The organism is Kitasatospora sp. NPDC094028, assembly GCF_049543595.1.
Lineage (GTDB): Bacteria > Actinomycetota > Actinomycetes > Streptomycetales > Streptomycetaceae > Kitasatospora.
The window spans coordinates 1-1,112 of the sequence record NZ_JBMVFA010000119.1 but is presented as its reverse complement, the minus strand read 5'-3'; the positions used below and the strand labels follow the sequence as shown (position 1 = coordinate 1,112).

General features: G+C 71.9%; 2 protein-coding genes. Both read left to right on the top strand.

Going from position 1 to position 1,112, the window contains the following annotated elements:
• Positions 1–751: homoserine dehydrogenase (locus tag ACPC54_RS42230; protein WP_498973076.1), on the top strand; the 751-nt coding region annotated here is incomplete at its 5' end.
• Positions 752–757: 6 nt separating this feature from the next.
• On the top strand, positions 758–1,112 hold a 355-nt coding region (locus ACPC54_RS42225; protein ID WP_498973074.1), incomplete at its 3' end, for a threonine synthase.

Below are 1,112 nucleotides of genomic sequence, written 5' to 3'. Positions count from 1 at the left end.
CCTGGACGAGGCCACCGCGCTCGGGTACGCCGAGGCCGACCCGACCGCCGACGTCGAGGGCTTCGACGCCGCCGCCAAGGCCGCCATCCTGGCCGGTATCGCCTTCCACACGCGGGTGCGCCTGGACGACGTCCACCGCGAGGGGATGACCGAGGTCACCGCCGCCGACTTCCGCTCGGCCAGGCAGATGGGCTGCACCATCAAGCTGCTCGCCATCTGCGAGCGGGCGGCGGACGGCGCGTCCGTCACGGCGCGCGTGCACCCCGCCATGATCCCGCTGAGCCACCCCCTCGCCTCCGTGCGCGGCGCGTACAACGCCGTCTTCGTGGAGAGCGACGCGGCCGGCCAGCTGATGTTCTACGGCCCCGGCGCCGGCGGTTCCCCGACCGCCTCCGCCGTGCTCGGCGACCTCGTCGCCGTCTGCCGCAACAAGCTCAACGGCACCAAGGGGCCCGGCGAGTCGGCGTACGCCGCGCTGCCGGTCTCCCCGATGGGCGATGTCGTCACGCGGTACCACATCAGCCTGGACGTGGCCGACAAACCGGGTGTCCTCGCCCAGGTCGCCACGGTCTTCGCCGAGCACGGGGTGTCCATCGACACCGTTCGGCAGTCGGGCAAGGACGGCGAGGCGTCCCTCGTCGTCGTCACCCACCGAGCCCTGGACGCCGCCCTGACCGGTACCGTCGAGGCGCTGCGCAAGCTCGACACCGTGCGGGGTGTCGCCAGCATCATGCGGGTTGAAGGAGAGTAACGAGCAATGACCCACCAGTGGCGCGGAATCATCGAGGAGTACCGGGACCGGCTGCCGGTTTCCGACACCACGCCGGTCGTGACGCTCCGAGAGGGCGGCACGCCCCTCGTGCCCGCGCAGGTGCTCTCCGAGCGCACCGGCTGCGAGGTCCACCTCAAGGTGGAGGGCGCGAACCCGACCGGGTCCTTCAAGGACCGCGGCATGACGATGGCCATCTCCAGGGCGAAGGAGGAGGGGGCCAAGGCCGTCATCTGCGCGTCCACCGGCAACACCTCCGCCTCCGCCGCGGCGTACGCCGTGCGCGCCGGCATGGTCTCGGCCGTGCTCGTGCCGCAGGGCAAGATCGCGCTCGGCAAGATGG